17 protein-coding genes are annotated in these 17,968 nt (G+C 68.0%); 8 read left to right on the top strand and 9 right to left on the bottom strand.

Features of this window, described 5'->3' with window-relative positions; genetic code table 11:
* Positions 1 to 222: 222 nt before the first annotated feature.
* From DBV35_RS27350 to DBV35_RS27335, 4 genes are all read left to right on the top strand, one after another.
* Positions 223 to 1,515, top strand: a complete 1,293-nt coding sequence (locus tag DBV35_RS27350) for an ABC transporter permease (protein WP_108663593.1) — start codon at positions 223 to 225, stop codon at positions 1,513 to 1,515.
* 4 nt (positions 1,516 to 1,519) lie between these two features.
* A complete protein-coding gene (locus DBV35_RS27345) occupies positions 1,520 to 2,365 on the top strand; it encodes an ABC transporter permease (RefSeq protein WP_108663592.1) in 846 nt (281 codons plus the stop codon).
* A gap of 175 nt (positions 2,366 to 2,540) precedes the next feature.
* Positions 2,541 to 3,242, top strand: a complete 702-nt coding sequence (locus tag DBV35_RS30390; RefSeq protein WP_157962011.1) for a hypothetical protein — start codon at positions 2,541 to 2,543, stop codon at positions 3,240 to 3,242.
* A 75-nt stretch (positions 3,243 to 3,317) separates the two neighbouring features.
* Complete coding sequence (locus DBV35_RS27335; protein WP_108663591.1) at positions 3,318 to 3,989, top strand: superoxide dismutase; 672 nt, start codon at positions 3,318 to 3,320, stop codon at positions 3,987 to 3,989.
* A gap of 33 nt (positions 3,990 to 4,022) precedes the next feature.
* On the opposite strand, the gene DBV35_RS27330 is transcribed toward DBV35_RS27335, so the two are convergent.
* Positions 4,023 to 4,997: a collagen binding domain-containing protein gene (locus DBV35_RS27330; RefSeq protein ID WP_157962010.1), complete on the bottom strand. Its 975-nt coding sequence runs from the start codon at positions 4,995 to 4,997 to the stop codon at positions 4,023 to 4,025.
* Between the two features lie 166 nt (positions 4,998 to 5,163).
* Here DBV35_RS27330 and DBV35_RS27325 point away from each other — a divergent pair, with 166 nt between their 5' ends.
* Both DBV35_RS27325 and DBV35_RS27320 read left to right on the top strand, forming a co-directional pair.
* The gene (locus tag DBV35_RS27325) at positions 5,164 to 5,727 is read left to right on the top strand and encodes a nitroreductase family protein (protein WP_170135053.1); all 564 of its coding nucleotides are present in this window, start codon (positions 5,164 to 5,166) and stop codon (positions 5,725 to 5,727) included.
* Positions 5,728 to 5,778: 51 nt separating this feature from the next.
* The gene (locus DBV35_RS27320; protein WP_108663589.1) at positions 5,779 to 6,381 is read left to right on the top strand and encodes a flavin reductase family protein; all 603 of its coding nucleotides are present in this window, start codon (positions 5,779 to 5,781) and stop codon (positions 6,379 to 6,381) included.
* A 46-nt stretch (positions 6,382 to 6,427) separates the two neighbouring features.
* On the opposite strand, the gene DBV35_RS27315 is transcribed toward DBV35_RS27320, so the two are convergent.
* The 8 genes from DBV35_RS27315 to DBV35_RS27280 all read right to left on the bottom strand — a co-directional run bounded on the left by DBV35_RS27315 (position 6,428) and on the right by DBV35_RS27280 (position 15,350).
* Positions 6,428 to 7,315: a 2-oxo acid dehydrogenase subunit E2 gene (locus tag DBV35_RS27315; protein ID WP_108663588.1), complete on the bottom strand. Its 888-nt coding sequence runs from the start codon at positions 7,313 to 7,315 to the stop codon at positions 6,428 to 6,430.
* Between the two features lie 5 nt (positions 7,316 to 7,320).
* Positions 7,321 to 8,751, bottom strand: a complete 1,431-nt coding sequence (locus DBV35_RS27310) for an NAD-dependent succinate-semialdehyde dehydrogenase (RefSeq protein ID WP_108663587.1) — start codon at positions 8,749 to 8,751, stop codon at positions 7,321 to 7,323.
* Between the two features lie 124 nt (positions 8,752 to 8,875).
* Entirely contained in the window at positions 8,876 to 9,352 is a 477-nt protein-coding gene (locus DBV35_RS27305; protein ID WP_108663586.1) for a RidA family protein, read from the bottom strand.
* A gap of 91 nt (positions 9,353 to 9,443) precedes the next feature.
* On the bottom strand, positions 9,444 to 10,535 hold the full coding sequence (locus tag DBV35_RS27300; protein ID WP_108663585.1) for a biotin/lipoyl-containing protein: 1,092 nt from the start codon (positions 10,533 to 10,535) through the stop codon (positions 9,444 to 9,446).
* On the bottom strand, positions 10,525 to 11,520 hold the full coding sequence (locus tag DBV35_RS27295; protein ID WP_108663584.1) for an alpha-ketoacid dehydrogenase subunit beta: 996 nt from the start codon (positions 11,518 to 11,520) through the stop codon (positions 10,525 to 10,527). The genes DBV35_RS27300 and DBV35_RS27295 overlap by 11 nt, the downstream gene beginning before the upstream one ends.
* Before the next feature lie 278 nt (positions 11,521 to 11,798).
* Positions 11,799 to 12,806 carry a thiamine pyrophosphate-dependent dehydrogenase E1 component subunit alpha gene (locus tag DBV35_RS27290; RefSeq protein ID WP_108663583.1) on the bottom strand — a complete coding sequence of 336 codons (1,008 nt, stop codon included), beginning with the start codon at positions 12,804 to 12,806 and terminating at the stop codon, positions 11,799 to 11,801.
* Positions 12,807 to 12,817: 11 nt separating this feature from the next.
* Entirely contained in the window at positions 12,818 to 14,116 is a 1,299-nt protein-coding gene (locus DBV35_RS27285; protein ID WP_108663582.1) for a M24 family metallopeptidase, read from the bottom strand.
* 187 nt (positions 14,117 to 14,303) lie between these two features.
* Positions 14,304 to 15,350, bottom strand: a complete 1,047-nt coding sequence (locus DBV35_RS27280; RefSeq protein WP_108663581.1) for a LacI family DNA-binding transcriptional regulator — start codon at positions 15,348 to 15,350, stop codon at positions 14,304 to 14,306.
* Between the two features lie 289 nt (positions 15,351 to 15,639).
* Between DBV35_RS27280 and DBV35_RS27275 the strand changes: the two genes are divergently transcribed.
* Positions 15,640 to 16,617 carry an NAD(P)-dependent oxidoreductase gene (locus DBV35_RS27275; RefSeq protein ID WP_108663580.1) on the top strand — a complete coding sequence of 326 codons (978 nt, stop codon included), beginning with the start codon at positions 15,640 to 15,642 and terminating at the stop codon, positions 16,615 to 16,617.
* 72 nt (positions 16,618 to 16,689) lie between these two features.
* On the top strand, positions 16,690 to 17,964 hold the full coding sequence (locus DBV35_RS27270; protein ID WP_108663579.1) for an amino acid ABC transporter substrate-binding protein: 1,275 nt from the start codon (positions 16,690 to 16,692) through the stop codon (positions 17,962 to 17,964).
* Positions 17,965 to 17,968: the final 4 nt, after the last annotated feature.

Here is a 17,968-nt window from a genome sequence, read left to right as displayed (position 1 = left end):
GAGGCGGCGGTTCTCCGCCGCCTCGATTTCCGGGAGCCGCGGCGGTCCTCCGCCGCCTCCCTCTCCGGACGGCCGCGGCGGTGCTCCGCCGCCCCGCAATCGACCGCCGCGCGGACACCCCGCGCGTGAGCCCACGACAAGAACGGACGACGCTTTGCTTATGACGGATCGGCAGAGGCTAGCGATCTCCCTGAGCGGGATCGAAACGGAGGAGACGGCGCGATGACGGACGCAGCGGTTTCTCCCGGGATGGGCCTCGACCGAAAGGACGCCAAAGCCGCGCCCCTGACGACGGCGGACGGCAAGCCGCTGAAGGCCGCCCTGCGGCGCGCCAACTCCCGCGCGCGGCGCAACGCGATGTTCCTCGTCGCTCCGCTCTTCTTCTTCCTCCTCCTCACCTACACGATCCCCATCATCCAGATGATGGCGCGCTCGGTGATGAACCCCGAGGTCGCGACCAATCTGCCGGCGACGTCGGCCGCGATCGGCGACTGGGACGGGGAGGGGCTCCCGGACGAGCCGGTCTTCGCCGCGATGGCGCAGGACCTCAAGAATGGCGGCCGGGCGACGATCGGCCGTGTGGCCGCCCGCCTCAACACCGAGATGGCCGGCATCCGCTCCACCATGATGGGTGCGATGCGCTCCGCCGACGAGTTCCAGGCCCCCTTCAAGGAGGCCCTCCTCGCCGATGACGACGATTGGGGCGACCCGCGCCTGTGGACGCTGATCAAGCGCGAAACGCGCGAGATCACCCCGGCCTACTATCTGCGCGCGGTCGATTTCGAGTACGACCAGAACGGCAACATCGTCCAGCGCCCGCCCGAATTGCAGGTCTACCGGTCGATCTTCTTCCAGACCGCGTGGATGAGCGGGCTCATCACCGTGCTCACCATCCTGCTCGGCTATCCGGTCGCCCACCTTCTCGCGACATTGCCCCTCAAGCGGGCGAACCTCCTCATGATCCTGGTCCTCCTGCCGTTCTGGACCTCGCTCCTGGTGCGAACGTCGGCCTGGATCGTGCTTCTCCAGCAGGAAGGTGTGGTCAACAATCTCCTCGTCTTCCTGCACATCGTCGACGACGACCAGCGCGTGCGGCTGATCTACAACCGCATCGGCACGATCATCGCGATGACGCACATCCTCCTGCCGTTCATGATCCTGCCGCTCTATTCGGTCATGAAGACAATCCCGCCGAGCCTTACCCGCGCCGCCCGCTCCATGGGCGCGACACCGCTGCGGGCGCACCTCACCGTCTATCTGCCGCTGACCATTCCGGGGCTCGCGGCGGGGGTGCTGCTCGTCTTCATCCTGGCGATCGGGTACTATATTACCCCGGCCCTCGTCGGCGGCGAAGGCGGCATCTTCATCTCGAACCTCATCGCGGACCGGATGACGGGCTCGCTGTCACAGCTCCGCCTCGCGCTGGCGCTCGCCACGATCCTCCTCGTCGGCGTCCTCGTCCTCTACTGGCTCTTCAACCGGCTCGTCGGTGTCGAGCGGCTGAAGTTTGGGTGATCCGATGGCACTTCCGGAACACGCCACCCGCCTCGAGCGCGCCTGGCACCGCACCTATCTCGTGATCTGCGGGCTGATCTTCTTCTTCCTGGTCGCCCCGATCATCGTGATCATCCCGCTGTCGTTCAACGCGACGCCCTACTTCACGTTCACGACGGAGATGCTGACCCTTAATCCGGACGGCTACTCGCTGCGCTGGTACGACGACCTCCTGTCGAGCGACGAATGGATCAGCTCGATCCAGAACTCGTTCTTCATCGCGACGACGTCGACCGTCATCTCGACGACGCTCGGCACGCTCGCCGCGCTCGGCCTCTCCCGGCGCGAGATGCCGGCGCGCGCCGCGATCACCGCCTTCCTGATCTCGCCGATGATCGTGCCGCTGATCATCACCGCCGCCGCGCTCTTCTCCTTCTATGCGCGGGCGAACCTGTCGCAGACCTACTTCTCGATCATCATGTCCCACGTGGTGCTCGGGGCGCCCTTCGTCGTCATCACCGTGACGGCGGCGCTGTCGGGCTTCGACAATCAGCTGATCCGCGCCTCCCAGTCGCTCGGCGCCAACCAGGCGACGACCTTCTTCAAGGTGATCCTGCCGCTGCTCCTGCCCGGCATCATCGCGGGCGGCCTCTTCGCCTTCATCACCTCGCTCGACGAGGTGGTGGTCGTGCTCTTCCTCGCCGGCCCCGAACAGACGCCGATGACGGTGCGCATGTTCTCGGGCCTGCGCGAGGAGATCAGCCCGACCATCCTGGCGCTCGCCTCGATCCTCGTCGCGCTCTCCATCGCGCTCCTGACCACGATGGAACTCCTGCGCCGCCGCACCGAACGCCACCGCAGCGGCTTCTGAAGGGCGACCAATCCCGCCACGCGCGCCCCACGTGCGTGGCAGGAATGTGTCGAAATATTTCACCGGCTATATTTCAAGTTGGCAACATCGATCCTAACTGGGTTTTGAACCTCTCGAAGCCTGGGACAGAATCGTGATGAAGGACACGCGCAGACGGCCTGCGGAGACGGCTCTCATGCCGAACGTGTCCGCCATGTCGGCCGCCGATGGGCGCGATCCCGCCGACCCGCCCTCCACGTACGAGGATTTTTCCGCACGCGCGCTCGCGACGGCGCGGATCGCGGGGGCGGTGGGCGTCGTAGAGCGGCTGCCGACGGCGGCCCTGCTGGTGGATGACGAGGGGATCGTCCGCGCGGTCAACGAAGCGGCGCGGCTCCTGTGCGCCGGCGGCGTGCTCGTTGCGGAGGCCGGTGCGCCGATCGAGGCGGCGACCCCGATGGATCAGGCCCTCATCGACAGCGCGATCGCGGCGGCGCTGATCCATGGCGCGCAATGTCTCAGCCTCGGGGAGGGGTGCGGCCCCGGCACGCTCTTCCTCTCCATCGCCCGCCTCGCGCCGAAGACGCAGCGCAACGAGGACCGTCGCCGCGCCCCGACGCCCGCCGCGGTGATCGTACATCTCATGCAGGAATATGGCGCCTCGACGAGCGTCCAGGCGCGCCTCACCTCCCTCTACGGCCTCAGCGAGATCGAGGCGCAAGCCGCGCTCGCCGTCTATCGCGGCGACGATTTCGACGCCTTCGCCGCCGGGCGGGGTCTCGATGTCGTCGAGGCGAAGGCGCTGTGGGAGAGCCTCACCACCCGGCTCGACGCGCACGGGGCCGGCGACATCGTGCGCCGCGTGACGATGATCCTCCAGATCTCCGGCGGCCGCTGACCGTCAGGCCATCTTGCGCCGTTCGCGGCGACACCCGAGATTGCGGCCGACACCCATCATGGGTTGGAGGCTCGAATGATCTCGCGTCGAACATTCTTCGCGCTGTCGGGGGCGACCGCCGCCGCGACGCTCGCCCGTCCCTATATCGCCCGCGCCGCGGCGCCGTTCGAGCGGCCGCCGCTCCCCTTCGAGCCCGACGCGCTGGCGCCCACCATCTCGAAGCGGACGGTGGAGCTCCATTCCGGCGCGCACCACCAGGCCTATTTCGACCGGCTGAACCGTCTCGTCGGCGGCACCGACTACACCGACATGGCGCTGGAAGACGTCTATGTGACCGCGCTCGAGAACGGCGACGTCGCGATCGCGAACAATGCCGGACAGGCCTACAACCACATCCTCTATTTCGACCAGTTCGCCGGCGGACCGCGCGAGCCGGTCGACTATCTCGCCGAGGCGCTGGGGCGGGACTATGGCGGGGTCGAGGGGGTGATCGATGCGATGCGCGAGGCGGCCGGCACCGTCTTCGGGACGGGCTGGGTCTGGCTCGTCGGCGACGGGGACGCGCTCGACATCATGGCGATGGAGGATGCCGGCAATCCGCTGCCGACCGGGACGACGCCGCTGCTCGGCATCGATCTGTGGGAGCACGCCTACTATCTCGATTACGAGAACCGGATGCAGGAGCACCTCGCGGCGGTGCTCACCAATCTCGTCAACTGGGAGCGCGTCAGCGAGCGCTTCGCCTGAACGAGACGACGGACGGCGCTGGGGCCGCCTGAACTAGAGACGCTGGGCGAGGACGACCACGTCCTCGTCCTCACCGGAATCGACGGTGAAGGAGCGGGCGAATTCGTTGTCGCGATGGCGGGCGACGACCTTGTAGTCGCCGGCGGCGAGGGTGACGTTCGCGTGCGCGCCGGCGCGTTCGTAGATGAGGGTGCCGTCGCTGCCATAGACCGCCCAGCGCGTGTCGGCGATGGCCTCGCCATTCTGGTCGCGCACGAGCTTGAGGCGGACGGTGCCGGCCTGGTGGCGCATGGACACGCGGGTGAGCTTGCCGGCCTCGACCGCGACGTCCGCCGTGCGGACCGCGTTCACGCCGCCATAGCGGCTGACGATGTGATAGCTGCCGGCGGGGAGGCGGGCGATGGCCCCGGCGGTGATCTGCCCGATCGGCTGACGCGTGCCGTTCTCGAGCATGTAGACTTCGAACTCGGTATCCTTGGAAACGGGCTTCTCGTCCTCGTCGAGCACGGCGGTGAGGAGAAGGCCGCCCGCGTTCATGACGAACGTCTCGGAATTGACGGGGCGGGTGAGATCGATCGTGCGGGTCTGGGCGGCGCGTCCGTAGCTGGCGTGGACGATATATCGGCCGGGCTTCAGGCGGAGCTCGAGATCGCCGCCGCTGGCCTTGTGGACGAGGGGAAGCTCACCGTCCGGCCCAGGAATTTCGCGGAAGATCCGCCATACGATCCCGTCGCTGATGGGACCGCCTTGGGTGGTCAGCTTGCCGACCAGATAGACGGCGACCTCGTCGGTCGCGGCGGGCATCATCTCGGGGGCATTTGCGGGAGCGTAGGCTGCGACCGCGTTGCCGAGCGTGGCATCCGGATCCACCAGTCGCGTGATCGCGGACTGGGGATCGGCTTGCGCCGCGCTGAGGGGCTTGGGCTTCGGTATGGGTGCCGCGGCATGGGCCGCGACGCAGGGAAACACGAAGAACGCCGACAGGGTCCAGGTTGCCAAGTGTTTCATGTTCTCAAACCCTCATGGCGATTATCGACGGAGCGCGGGGATGCCGCACCACGTCGTTCAGCGCTCACTCGCATCGCGCTGACACACTGCCTAGGTTGACACTCTATTTCAACGATCGCAGCGGATTGAGCGATAAGCGCATCATGCTGCAAGGAGATGCACCAGAATGGTGACAATGCGTGACTATTTGGCAACGCGACGCTCTGTTCAGCCGGCCTTTCTCGCTGGCCCCGGACCAGGTGATGACACACTTCGCGCCATGCTGACCATAGCGGCCCGGGTTCCCGACCATGGAAAACTCGCCCCATGGCGCTTCATCGTGTTCGAGGGGGACGCCCGCCGCGCGGCCGGGGAGGCGATTGCCAAGGTCGCGGAAACGGCCGGAAACGGCGCGGATCTGGAATTCGAGCGAAACCGCTTCCTGCGCGCCCCGACGGTGGTCGCGGTGGTGAGTGCGGCAAAGCCGCACCCCAAGATCCCGGAGTGGGAGCAGGTCCTGTCGGCGGGGGCGGTCTGCCTCAACCTTCTCCACGCCGCGTCCGCCTTCGGCTATGCCGGCCAGTGGATCACCGAGTGGTTCGCGTACGACAAGGACGCCGCCGCCGCGCTCGGCGTCGGCCCGGACGAGCGGATCGCCGGCTTTATCCACATCGGCGTGCCCGAGATTGCCCCGACGGACCGCGATCGCCCCGACATGGACAAAATCGTCACGCGCTTTGCCGCGGAATGATTCGCACACCGCCCCGTCCATTCCCTTCCGTTACAGTTCGAGAACCCTCCCATGCACTATGATCCGAGGCGCAACGACCACGGTCTGCCGCGCGATCCCTTCAAGGCCCTCGTGGCGCCGCGGCCGATCGGGTGGATCTCGACCCTCGACACGGACGGGCGGGCGAACCTCGCGCCGTACAGCTATTTCAACGCCGTCAGCGACCATCCCCATCTCGTGATGTTCTCCTCCATGGGCCGCAAGCACAGCTGGGCGAACGCGGAGGAGACGGGCGAGTTCGTGTGCAACCTTGCCACCTATGCCTTGCGCGAAGCCATGAACATCACGTCCGCGCCAGCGCCCGCGGGGGAGTCGGAGTTCGAGCTCGCGGGGCTGGAGCGTGCGCCCTCGGTTGTGGTGAAGCCGCCACGGGTCGCGGCGAGCCCGGTCGCGCTCGAGTGCAAGACGGTGAAGGTGCAGCCGCTCTTCAACCTCGAGGGCGAGGAGGCGCGCTACACCATGGTGATCGGCGAGGTCGTCCACATCCACATCGACGACGCGATCATCAAGGACGGTTTCGTGAGCCTTGCGGCGGCCGAGCCGATCGCCCGCTGCGGCTACATGGAATACGCCCATGTGAGCGAGCTCTTCAAAATGGCGCGGCCCGCGACCTGAGCGGCCCGACGCGTCGCGCCCCCCTCGCGGGGCGCGGCGTCGTCCGTCAGAGGAGGAGGCGGTGCGGCGCCTCGATCAGGCGGACATAGTGGCTCGTGAAGCGGGCCGCCTCCGCGCCGTTGATCACGCGGTGATCATAGGAGAGGTCGATCGGGACCATCGGGCGGGGCACGAAGGCCGCGCCGTCCCAGATCGGCACGGTCTCGGTTCGCGTGAGGCCGAGGATCGCGACCTCCGGCGGATTGACGATCGGCGTGAAGGCCATGCCGCCGATGGCCCCGAGATTGGTGATCGACATGGAGCCGCCGCCCATCTCCTCCGGGCGGAGCTTGCGCACCCGCGCGCGCTCGGCGAGATCCGCGATCTCGCGCGCGATGGCGAAGAGGCCCTTTCTGTCGGCGTCGCGCACGACGGGCACCATCAGCCCGTGCGGCGTGTCGACGGCGATGCCCACATGGACATAGTGCTTGAGGGTGAGGCGCGTGCCGTCGGCCGAGAGCGAGGCGTTGAAGCGCGGGAAGGCGGCGAGCGTGCGCGCCAGAGCCTTCACGTGGAAGGCGAGGGCGGTGAGGCGGGCGCCTTTCGCGGCCGCTTCGTCCTTCAGCCGTGCGCGCGCCGCATCGACGGCGCCGATGTCGGCGCGGTCGTGATGGGTGACGGCCGGGATCATCGCCTGCGCCGCCGCAAGGTTGGCGGCGGCGACCTGGTCGCGGCGGGGAACGGCCTCCTCGGAGACCGGCCCCCAGGCCGCGTGGTCGACCCGCCAGTAGGCGGCGGGGTCAGCCCCGGTGGAGGGGACGCTGCCGCCCGCCGCCTTCCGCTCGACATCGCGACGCGTCACGGTGCCCGACTGAAGCTCGGCGCCGAGGCGGTTGATGTCGACGCCCATTTCGAGGGCGTAGCGGCGAACGCTCGGGGCTGCGGCAACGTCCATGATCCTCACCAGGTCGTTGAGATGTATTGGGTTTCCATGAACTCCTGCATCCCTTCCTTGCCGCCTTCGCGGCCGAGGCCGGACTGCTTGACGCCGCCGAAGGGGGCGGCCGGGTCAGAGACGAGGCCGCGATTGAGGCCGATCATCCCGAACTCCAGCGCCTCGGAGACGCGCAGGCCGCGCCGCATGTCGCCCGTATAGAGGTAGGCGACGAGGCCGTAGATCGTGTCGTTCGCCCGCTTCACGATCTCCTTCTCGTCGGTGAAGGTCTGGATCGCGGCGACCGGGCCGAAGATCTCGTCCTGCAGGCACTCGGCATTGTCGGGCACGGCCGTCAGGATCGTCGGCGGATAATAGAAGCCCTTCACGTTCGGCCGCTGGCCGCCGAGGCGCAATTTCGCCCCCTTGGAGACGGCGTCGTCGACGAAATGGGCGACCTTGTCGCGCGTCTCGGCGTTGACGAGCGGGCCGACATCGATGCCGTCTTCGAGGCCATTGCCCATCTTCAGCTTGGCCATCCGCTCGGCATATTTGGCGACGAACGGCTCCTCGACCGCCTCATGCACATAGATGCGGTTCGCGGCGGTGCAGGCCTCGCCGATATTGCGCATCTTGGCGAGCATCAGCCCGTCCGCGGCGGCGTCGAGGTCGGCGTCCTCGAAGACGATGAAGGGCGCGTTGCCGCCGAGCTCCATCGCCGGCTTCACGACATTGTCGGCCGCGGCGTGGAGGAGCTTGCGGCCGACCTCGGTCGAGCCGGTGAAGGAGATGACGCGCACGCGCGGGTCTTCGAGCATCGCGCCGACGACGGCGCCCGAGGAGCGGCTCGGCAGCACGTTGACGACGCCCGGCGGCACGCCCGCCTCCTCGAGGAGCGGCATCAGCTCCAGCATGGTGAGCGGCGTCTCGGACGCGGGCTTGATGACGACGGGGCAGCCGGCGGCGAGCGCCGGGGCGATCTTGCGCGTGCCCATGGCGGCCGGGAAGTTCCACGGCGTCACGAGCACCGCGATGCCCGCCGGCTTCTGGTGGACGACGATGCGCGCGCCGGAGGAGGGCGCCATGCCGACATGGCCTTCGGCGCGGACGGCCTCCTCCGAATACCAGCGGAAGAATTCGGCCGAGTAGGCGGCCTCGCCCATCGCGTCGCTGCGCGCCTTGCCGTTCTCCAGCGTGATGATGCGGGCGAAATGGTCGAGGCGGGCGGAGAAGAGCTCGAACGCCTTGCGCAGGATCTCGGCGCGCTGGCGCGGGGTGCGGCTGCGCCAATCCTCGAAGGCGGCGTCGGCGGCGTCGAGCGCGGCCTTGGCGTCGGCGACGGTGCCGGAGGCGACGGTCGCGAGGACGGATTCGTCGGCCGGGTTGAGCACGTCGAAGGTGCCGCCGTCCGACGCGTCGCGCCATTGGCCGCCGATATAGAGTTGGGTGTGTTTCATGACGTGCTCCGTCCGTTCGAGAGAGTGCCGGATCTTATGGTCGCGTCCCGCGTGGCTGGCCAGGGCGATGCGCCCTGGCCGGGGTCGTCAAGGTCGGCGGGACATCGGCCGCGACACCCAAGAGTTAGTTCAGCGGGGCGTAGAATGTACCCTCAACCTCGAAGATGTCGTCCTGATTGAGGCGGTCGACCTCGATGATGGTGCGCGGCGGGTAGCCGCTGCCGCCCCACATCTCCTCCTGCACTTTGTTCACGATGGGGCGATAGCGGTACATGTCGGTGACGTAGACGACGATGCGGACCGCGTCGCGCAGGCTTGCGCCCTCCGATTCGGCGATCGCCTTCATGTTCTCGAACCCCTGGCGGATGCGCGCCTCGGGCCCTTCGGCGAGCTGGTTCGTCGCCGGCACGATGCCGCGCATCCCCGCGACATAGACGAAGTCGCCGGCGCGGGTGCCGAGATTCCAGGTGCCTGTCGTTTCGAACATGCCCTCGGGGGCGAGCGTCTTCACCCCGTTCGGCGAGACCATGTCGTCGGCGGCGGCGATGGCGGGCGTCAGAAGAAGGGCGAGGGCGAGGCTGGCGCGCGTGAATCTGGTCATGGATTTCCCCTGGGAATGATCGCCCGCCGCTGGCGCGGGCGCTCGCCCGGCTGCAAGGCGGGGGCCATCGGGGGGTGATGCCTGCGGGCCATCAGAGGAGCTGGCGGATCGGGTCTTCGATCCGGCGCGCGAAATCGTCGAGGAGGGTGGCGGCGCGCTCCAGCGGGAGCGTCTCCTCGTCGAAGCTGAGGGTGATCGAATAGGTCTCCCCCTCGCGGGTGACCGTGAAGAGGGTTTCCGCCCCGGCGGGCCTGTAGCCGCTGAGGCGGCTTCCGGTGAGGTCGAAGAGGGCGATGTCGGGGGCGGCCGGTGCCTCGTCCGCGGCCAGGCGGGAGAGGGGGCGGCGGTCCGGGTCGGTGAGGACGATCGGTGGGGCGGAGAGCGCCCGGCAGGCGATGGTGACGCGCGGGGCATCCTCGTGCGCGGCACGCCACGCGCCGGCCGCGAAGGCCGCGAGGGCGGCCGCACGCGGCGGCGCGGGATCGGCCTCCGCAAGAAGGACCTCGAAGGCGGCGCGCGGGGCGGTCGCGACGAGGGTGCTCAGGGACGAGGTGGGTGCGGCGGCGGGGCGGGCCGCCTGGATGGGCGTGAGGGCCGGCTCAGGCGCGGCGGCGACGGCGGCGGCGAGGATCGGCTCGCGCGCGCCCGCCTTCAGGAGGGCGGCAAGGTCGATGCCCCGCTCGGCCGCGAGGCGGCGCGCCTTCGGCGTCGCGAACACGCGGCCGCCGGATGCGGGCGGCGCGGCCTCGGCCGGCGCCGCGCCGTTGGTGCGGCCGTTCGCGGTCGGCGCGGATGGAGGTGCCGGCGGCTTCGCCGGGGTGGCAGTGGGCGCGGACCGCGCCGGCTCCGCCGGGCTCGCGGATCTGGCGGGCTCCGCCGGGGCGGCGGGCGAGGCGGCGGGGGCGGCCGGTGCGGCGGCCGATGGCAGGGCCTTCGCCTCGGCGGCGTCGGCGGCGATGACGGCGATGATGTCGCCGACCGGCACCTCGGTGCCGGCCTCGGCGCGGATCTCGGCGAGGATGCCGTCGCGGCCGGCGGGCACCTCCATCGTCGCCTTGTCGGTCTCGACCTCCATCAGCACGTCGTCGGCCGCGACCGTGTCGCCCGGCTTCTTGTGCCAGGCGACGATCAGCCCCGCGTCCTGGACCATGCCGAGCTGGGGCATCAGCACGTCATGCGCCATGGAAGGGCTCCCCGCGCAGCGTCGCCATCGTGCGCTCCACGAGCCGCTCGGGCGTCGGCACGGTGAGGTCCTCGAGGGCGGGAGAGAAGGGGACGGGCACGTCCATCGCGCCCATCCGCCCGACCGGGGCGTCGAGATGATAGAAGGCCTTCTCGCTGATGCGCGCGGCGATCTCGGCCGTCACCCCGAAACTCTGGTGGCCCTCGTCGATGACGATGGCGCGGGAGGTCTTGCGCACCGAGGCGAGGATCGTCTCCTCGTCGAGCGGGACGATGGTGCGCGGGTCGATGATCTCGGCCGACACCCCGTCCTTTTCGAGGAGCACAGCCGCCTTCTCGGCGACCTGACGCATGGAGGAGGTGGCGACGAAGGTGATGTCGCGCCCCTCGCGCAGCACCTCGGCCTTGCCGAAGGGGATGAGATATTCCTCCTCCGGCACCGGCGCCTTGTCCTGATACATCAGCTTGTCTTCGAAGATGATGCAGGGATTGTTGTCGCGGATCGCGGTCTTCAAAAGCCCCTTCGCCTCGTAGGCGGAGGAGGGCATCGCGACCTTGAGGCCGGGAATGTGCGCGGCGAGGGCGTGGAGCGACTGGGAGTGCTGCGCGGCCGAGCGGCGCGTCGCGCCCATGTTGGTGCGCACCGTCAGCGGGACCGAGAGCTTGCCGCCGGACATGTAGTGCGTCTTGGCGGCCTGGTTGCAGAGCTGGTCCATGATGAGGAAGAGGAAGTCGCCGAACATGATGTCGACGATCGGGCGCATCCCGGTCATCGCGGCGCCGACGGCGATGCCGGTGAAGCCGGGCTCGGAGATCGGCGTGTCGACGATGCGCTCCGTGCCGAACTCCTCGACGAGGCCGGAGAGCACCTTGAACGGCGTGCCGGCCTCCGCGACGTCCTCCCCCATCAGGATGATGGTCGGGTCGCGCCGCATCTCCTCGGCGATCGCCTCGTTGACGGCCTTCGATAATGTGAGTTCGCGCATGGTCTAGCCGTTTCCGCCGTCCGCAAGGCGCGCGCGGCGGACCGTGCGTCGTGCCATGGGGCGACCCGGTTGGAGAATTCTCGCGCCGAAGGCCGCGCGCCTCAAGGCACGCTGCGCTCTTCGGCCTTGACCCGCGCGGCCTTCGGCGCGGTCCTGAAGGTGTCGGCTCCGCCGGAACGTCGCCAGGGTGGTGTCCCACCACCGGAACGGGAGGGGGATGGCGGCGCGGGCGTGCCCGGAAGGCGCCCCCGTCCGCGATGGAAGGGGAGCGGGCATCGTCAGGCGGCCACGTAGACGTGCATCGTGACCTCCTCCGCGCCCGGATAGGGGGCGGCGAGGGCGTAGTCGACGGCGGCCTTCGCCTCCTCGCCGATCGTGCGGGTGATGGTGTCGAGCTCGTCCGCGCTCGCGATGCCCTGTGCGGTCAGCCACTTGCCGAAATTGGTGATCGGGTCGCGGTCGCGCCGCCACTCGGCCTCCTCGGCCTTCGAGCGGTAATAGTCGCGGTTGATGTCGCCCACATGGTGGCCGTGATAGCGGTAGGTGTTGAGGACCACGAAGAAGGGGCCCTCACCCTGCCGGGCGCGGCCGACAAGGCTCGCGGCGAGGCGGTTCACGGCGAGGACGTCCTGTCCGTCGACCTCGTGCGTCTCGATGCCGAAGGCCTTCGCGCGGGCCGTCAGCGCGCCGGCGGCCATCTCCTCCACCTTGGTGTACTCGCCATAGAGATTGTTCTCGCAGGCGTAGATCACCGGGAGCGACCAGAGCGCGGCCATGTTCATGCACTCATAGAGGAGGCCCTGGCCGAGCGCGCCGTCGCCGAAGAAGCAGACCGAGACGGCGCCGGTCTTGAGGCGCTTGGCGGCGAGGGCCGCGCCCGTCGCGATCCCCGCCGAGCCGCCGACGATGGCGTTCGCGCCGAGATTGCCGTTGTCCTGGTCGGCGATGTGCATCGAGCCGCCCTTGCCGCGGCAATAGCCCTCCGCCTTGCCGAGAAGCTCGCAGAACATCGCCTTGAACTCGGCGCCCTTCGCCACGCAATGGCCGTGGCCGCGATGGGTCGAGGTGATCTTGTCGGTGCGCTCCAGCGCCTCGCAGATTCCGACCGCCACCGCCTCCTGGCCCGAATACATGTGGGTGAGGCCGGGCATCTTTGCGGTGAGGTAGAGCTCGTTGGCGTTGTCCTCGAAGGTGCGGATCTTCACCATCTGGCGGAACATGCGCAGATAGGCCTCGGCATTTTCGCGCGCCGCCCCGTCCACGGTGGAGGCTATCGTGTCTGCCATCGCCGGCCTCCTCAGTAGCGGTTCGCGATGGGGAGGTCTTCGGCCGGGAAGAGGCTGATCACCTGGCAGCCCTTGTCGGTGACGACGACCTCCTCCTCGATGCGGGCGGCCGAGTAGCCGTCGGCGGCGGGGCAGTAGGTCTCGAGCGCGAAGACCATGCCGGTCTTGATCTCCATCGGGTTCTCGAGGCTGCACACGCGGCTGATGATCGGGCGCTCGTGGAGGGCGAGGCCGAGCCCGTGGCCGAACTGGAGGCCGAAGGCGGAGAGCTCGTCAGGGAAGCCGAATTCGGGGGCGGCCGGCCACGCGTTCGCCACCTCGTCGGTCCCGACGCCGGGGCGGATCAGCGCGATCGCGGCGTCGAGCCACTCGCGGCAGCGCACATAGGCGTCGTTCTGGACGGGCGTCGCGCGGCCGACATTGAAGGTGCGATAGTAGCAGGTCCGGTAGCCCTGATAGGACTGCAGGATGTCGAAGAAGGCCTGGTCGCCGGGGCGGAAATAGCGGTCGGTGAAGTTGTGCGGGTGCGGGTTGCAGCGCTCGCCGGAGATCGCGTTGATCGCCTCCACGTCGTCCGAGCCCATCTCGTAGAGCATCTTGTTGGCCATCGCGACGATGTCGTTCTCGCGGATGCCCGGCTTCAGCTCCTCGTAGATCATGTGATAGACGCCATCGACCATCGAGGCGGCCTGGTTCAGAAGCTGGATCTCGTCGATATTCTTGATCTCGCGCGCGTCGAGCATGACCTGCTGGCCGTCGACGATGTTGATCCCGGCCTTCTGCAATTCGAAGAACATCGCGGTCTCGGCGATGTCGAGGCCGACGGGCATGTCGCCGACGCCCGCCTGGCGCAGAAGATCCGCGATCTCCTCGGCATAGTGCTTCATGAGGCCGAAGGAGGGCGGGATCGTGCCGCGCATCCCGACGACGCCGGCGCGGCAATGGTCGGGGTTCAGCCAGTCGGCATAGAGGCGGTGGTGGACGGCGGCCGAGCCGAAATCCCACACATACGGCTCCGCGTCCCCGGCGAGCAGCGCGAAGCGGCAGAGCTTGTCGCGCTCCCATTCGCCGATCTTCGTGCCGGTCACGTAGCGGATATTGTTCACGTCGAAGAGGAGGAGGGCGCCGCAATCGGATTTCTTCAGCGCGTCCTTCGCCCGGCTGAGGCGGTAGGCGCGCAGGCGGTCGAAGTCGACGCGGCGCTCGAAGTCGGTCGCCGTGTGGCCGAGGGACGGGATGTGCCGCTCCCACGCCCAGTTCGGATCGGCGTCGCCGGGCTGCAGGATGCGCGGGTTGAGAGCTTTGTTCATCGGGCGTCCTCCGGTGTTCGTGTGCCCTGTCGTGTGGTCACGATCGAGGGTGGCGGCGCGAATGCACTTGGCGTGCAATCGTTCGCACAAGTTTACGTCCACAAATCCCACTGTGACCGGATGAAGTCAACTCGCTAGATATCCAGTCTGGATGTTTCGGCTTGTCCGATCTGCAAAAAGCGAAGGATCAAGCCTGCTTTTTGACTTTGCGATTGTCTGGCGGCGCCACGCTTTCGCGCGCGACGATCTCGACCGGGAGCACGGTTTCGGTCGCGATCTCTTCCTCCGGGTGGAGGAGCATGGAGAGGAGGATGCGCGCGGCGGCGCGGCCCGCCTCGAAATGCTGGATGCGGATGGTGGTGAGCTTCGGCTCGATGAGCTGGAGCGAGGGGAGGTCGTTGAAGCCGGTGACGGAGACGTCCGTCGGAACGGCGCGCCCGGCCTTCTTCAAGGTGTCGATCGCGCCGAGGGCGAGGCGGTCGTTCGCGGCGAGGATCGCGGTGAAGGCGGCCTTGCCGTCGAGAAGCTCGGCCGCGCAGCGGCGGCCTTCGTCGTCGTCGAACCGTTCCGAGACGGCGATGGGGCAGGCCTTTTCGTCGAGGCCGAGCGCGGCGCAGGTGTCGCGGAAGGCTTCGAGGCGGACCGCGCCCGTGGAGAGCGCCTGGGGGCCGGCGATGTGGGCGATCCTGCGGTGGCCCGCTTCGTGGAGGTGGCGCAGCATCATCTCGATGCCGGCCCGCTCGTCGTTCACGACATAGGGGACGGTCGAGCCCTCGATGCGGCGGTTGAGGGTGACGACGGGGATGCCCTGGCGCAGGAGCCCTGAAATGCTGGTGTCGGTGCGCAGCGGGGCGGCGTGGAGGATCCCGTCCACCCCGCGCTCGGTGAGCACGTCGACGAGGCGGATCTCGCGCTCGGGCAGATTGTCCGTGTTGACGATGATGGAGGCGTAGCCCTCCGGCTCCAGCACGCTCTCGATCCCGCGCACGATCGGCGGGAAGAGGTCGTTCGTGATGTCGGGGATGACGACGCCGATCGTCATGGTGCGGTTCGTCCTGAGGCCGGAGGCGACGCGGTTGCGCCGGTAGCCCATCGCGTCCGCCGCCTCGCGGATCTGCCGCACGACGTCCTCGGTGAGGGTGATGCGCGAGTTGAGATCGAGCGCGCGCGAGACCGTGGAGACGTGGAATCCGGTCGCCCTGGCGATGTCTTTGAGGGTGACGCGCTTGTTCATGGCCTTTCACGCGAAGTCTGGAACGCTTCGCGATTCATGTCAGATGCAATCGGTTGCATCAACGATTGACGTGTCGTTTTACGCGAGGTAACGTCGGTGCAATCGTTTGCAAGGCTCTTTGGCCGCGGCCCGGACGGGCCGGCCGGAGCGCCGAAGGGAGGGCGGGGGACGGCGACGCGCCGGTCCGCCGCGCCGGACAAAAAGAACAAGGACGCCGCGTCGTCCGCGAGAAGAATTGGCGAGCCGCCGCACGACGGGCGGACCGGTAGAACGACCGAAGGAGCGTGTGATGGGTGATCTGACGATCGGTTGGATCGGCATGGGTCGGATGGGCTATCCGATGGCCGAGCGCCTCGTGAAGGCGGGGCATGTGGTCCACATCTGGAACCGGACGCGGGAAAAGGCGGCGCCGCTCGCGGCCAAGGGCGCGGTGCTGGTGGACAGCCCGCGCGACCTTGCCGGATGCGACGTGCTCTTCACCATGGTCTCCACCGGCAAGGACGTGGAGGCTGTCTATTTCGGTCCGGACGGCGTGCTGTCGGGCGGGAAAGGCGGCAAGGTGCCGAAGATCTTCGTCGACTGCTCGTCGATCGGGGTCGACCAGTCGGCCGAAATCCGCGCGCGCCTTGGCGAATTCGGCACCGTTCTCGTCGCCGCGCCCGTGTCGGGCAACGGCAAGTGCGTGAAGGCCGGCAAGTTGTCGGCCGTCGCCTCCGGCCCGCGCGCGGCCTACGACAAGGTGAAGGACCTCATCGAGTGCTTCGCGCCGCGCGGCTGCGCCTATGTGGGGGAGGGCGAGCTCTCGCGCTTCTGCAAGATCGCGCACAACGTGCTTCTGGGCGTCGTGACGCAAAACCTCGCCGAGATCACGATCCTCGCCCAGAAGGCGGGCGTCCCGCGCGCCGCCTTCCTCGAATTCATCAACGATTCGGTGATGGGCTCGATCTTCACCCGCTACAAGACGAACGCCTTCGTCAATCTCGACTGGACGACGACCTTCACACCCGCTCTCCTGCGCAAGGACCTCGATCTGGGGCTCGCCGCGGGCCGCGATCTCGACGTGCCGATGCCGGTGACGGCGGCGACGCGCGAGGCGCTGCAGGCCCATTTCGGCGCAGCGACGCTGCAGGACGACCCGGACGCCTACCTTCAGAAAGACTTCGCCGCCCTTCTCGAGACCGTCGCGCTCGGGGCGGGCGTCACGCTCGAAAGCGAGGAGCGACCCATGCCGACAGGTCTCGAAGTGATTGCGGAGGCCGCCGAATAGAGAAGAGCCGCTCGCGGTGACCCGAGATCGATAATTCGGGCGCCGCACCGTCATTTCCAGGGGAGGAAATCCATGCTTAGAACGACCGGGCTACTTGCCGCCGCCGCGTTTCTCATCACGGGCGCCGCGCAAGCACAGGATACGATCAAGATTGGTGCGTCTCTGCCGCTGACCGGGAACTTCTCGATCGCCGGTCAGAAGCATCGCCAGGGATATCAACTCTGTGTCGACCTCATCAACGACAGGGGCGGCGTTCTCGGCAAGAAGATCGACCTGATCGTTTCGGACAATCGCTCCGATCCGGCGACCGCGATCAATCAGTATGAGCGGTTCATCAATGTCGACGGCGTGGATGCGGTCTACGGGACCTTCTCCTCGCGGCTGACATTCCCGGTCGCGAACATCCTCAACAAGTACAACATGGTGCACCCGATCCCGGCCGGCGGCGCGCTGCGGATCTACACGCAGGGTCACAAGAACCTCTTCTACTTCCAGCCGAACGCCGCCGAATATGTGGGCTCCAGCCTGCGCGACGTGATCCGCGACCTCGTCCCCGCCGACGACGCGCCCAAGACGGCCGCCGTTGTCTCCGCCGACGACTTCTTCGCGAACGCGATCGAGGCGGGGCTCCTCGGCTCCACGGTGACGGACCCGGCGAACGGCAGCGTCGTCGCCGACCTCGCCCCCGGCTATCTCGCCGATGCGGGGATCGAGGTGGTGTTCTCCGAGAAGTGGCCCGAAGAAGGCTTCAACGACTGGCTGAACCTTGCGAACTCGATCAAGCAGTCGGGCGCCGACCTCATCATCGGCCTCACCGCGTCGGCCGAAGAGGCGGTGCAGCTTACCCGCGCGCTGAAGACGGTGCGGGCGACGCCGAAGCTCGTCTATCTCAGCCAAGGCACGCAGGCCGAGTTCCACGAGGGCACGGGAACGGCCGGCGACGGGATCCTGATCCACACATCATGGCACCAGGCCGCGCCCTTCACCTCGCTTCTCGCGGGGGAGGAATTCTCCAACGCCGACTTCGTTGAAACGTTTCAAGAGCAGTTCGGCGAGGCGCCCGACGAAGACAGCGCGATCCCGTTCGCGGTCTGCCAGGCGATCGAGCAGGCGATGCGCGGAGCCGAGACGACCGACAATGCCAAGCTCGGCGAATGGCTGTCGGCGCGCACCAAGGCCGAGCCCGTGCGCACCATCCTCGGCCGCTTCGCCTGGGACGAGATCGGCCTTCCCGTCGACAAGCCCTTCCTCATGACTCAGTGGAACAACGGCGAATTGCAGTTCGTCTATCCGACCGACGAGTTCGAGGGCGTCGCCAAGATGAGCTACCCGAAGGGCGGCTTCTGACGAT

It is taken from the genome of Acuticoccus kandeliae (genome assembly GCF_003073115.1).
This window is presented reverse-complemented; position numbering and strand designations above follow the sequence as displayed.

Bases quoted from the DNA above. Each gene is read 5' to 3' on its own strand.
- DBV35_RS27330 (WP_157962010.1), bottom strand. From the start codon at position 4,997: ATGAAACACTTGGCAACCTGGACCCTGTCGGCGTTCTTCGTGTTTCCC.
- DBV35_RS27320 (WP_108663589.1), top strand. From the start codon at position 5,779: ATGCACTATGATCCGAGGCGCAACGACCACGGTCTGCCGCGCGATCCC.
- DBV35_RS27285 (WP_108663582.1), bottom strand. From the start codon at position 14,116: ATGAACAAAGCTCTCAACCCGCGCATCCTGCAGCCCGGCGACGCCGAT.
- DBV35_RS27310 (WP_108663587.1), bottom strand. From the start codon at position 8,751: ATGAAACACACCCAACTCTATATCGGCGGCCAATGGCGCGACGCGTCG.
- DBV35_RS30390 (WP_157962011.1), top strand. From the start codon at position 2,541: ATGCCGAACGTGTCCGCCATGTCGGCCGCCGATGGGCGCGATCCCGCC.
- DBV35_RS27275 (WP_108663580.1), top strand. From the start codon at position 15,640: ATGGGTGATCTGACGATCGGTTGGATCGGCATGGGTCGGATGGGCTAT.
- DBV35_RS27300 (WP_108663585.1), bottom strand. From the start codon at position 10,535: ATGGCGCATGACGTGCTGATGCCCCAGCTCGGCATGGTCCAGGACGCG.
- DBV35_RS27280 (WP_108663581.1), bottom strand. From the start codon at position 15,350: ATGAACAAGCGCGTCACCCTCAAAGACATCGCCAGGGCGACCGGATTC.
- DBV35_RS27315 (WP_108663588.1), bottom strand. From the start codon at position 7,315: ATGGACGTTGCCGCAGCCCCGAGCGTTCGCCGCTACGCCCTCGAAATG.
- DBV35_RS27325 (WP_170135053.1), top strand. From the start codon at position 5,164: ATGGTGACAATGCGTGACTATTTGGCAACGCGACGCTCTGTTCAGCCG.
- DBV35_RS27350 (WP_108663593.1), top strand. From the start codon at position 223: ATGACGGACGCAGCGGTTTCTCCCGGGATGGGCCTCGACCGAAAGGAC.
- DBV35_RS27270 (WP_108663579.1), top strand. From the start codon at position 16,690: ATGCTTAGAACGACCGGGCTACTTGCCGCCGCCGCGTTTCTCATCACG.
- DBV35_RS27345 (WP_108663592.1), top strand. From the start codon at position 1,520: ATGGCACTTCCGGAACACGCCACCCGCCTCGAGCGCGCCTGGCACCGC.
- DBV35_RS27295 (WP_108663584.1), bottom strand. From the start codon at position 11,520: ATGCGCGAACTCACATTATCGAAGGCCGTCAACGAGGCGATCGCCGAG.
- DBV35_RS27335 (WP_108663591.1), top strand. From the start codon at position 3,318: ATGATCTCGCGTCGAACATTCTTCGCGCTGTCGGGGGCGACCGCCGCC.
- DBV35_RS27290 (WP_108663583.1), bottom strand. From the start codon at position 12,806: ATGGCAGACACGATAGCCTCCACCGTGGACGGGGCGGCGCGCGAAAAT.
- DBV35_RS27305 (WP_108663586.1), bottom strand. From the start codon at position 9,352: ATGACCAGATTCACGCGCGCCAGCCTCGCCCTCGCCCTTCTTCTGACG.